This window comes from Nitrosomonas supralitoralis (assembly GCF_003011925.2).
GTDB lineage: Bacteria > Pseudomonadota > Gammaproteobacteria > Burkholderiales > Nitrosomonadaceae > Nitrosomonas > Nitrosomonas supralitoralis.
Window position 1 is genome coordinate 1 of record NZ_PXXU01000215.1, and the last position, 352, is coordinate 352.

General features: G+C 50.0%; 1 protein-coding gene. It reads left to right on the plus strand.

Going from position 1 to position 352, the window contains the following annotated elements; all coding sequences use genetic code 11:
• On the plus strand, positions 1-352 hold a 352-nt coding region (locus C7H79_RS18235), incomplete at both ends, for a hypothetical protein (protein WP_197714687.1).

Sequence of the window (352 nt, forward strand, 5' to 3'; positions counted from 1 at the left end):
TTTTTCTGGCGGAGGTTTATTCGTTTTCCGTGATTCATTAACCAGCGCACCGGTTAAGGACAGTTTGAGAAAGCTGATTTCCACCGCTGATATGGCAAGCAGCATTGATGACGCGGTAACTAGACTTGGCAAGGACGTCTTGCAATTGCCCATGCAGGTTGCTTTGAAGCGGTTAAAAAACGCTTTAACGCAATTATTTGAGGGTGCGGAGGCTTCCGGTTGGCTGGTTCCTGGTGACGACCCTGGAATGGACGGGCAGGCGTGGAGATTCGAGGTGGAGCCTAATGAGGTACATCCTTATGACCGAATCGATTGTTCATATTGGCTGCGATATGACGGTGTTGCACGCCAG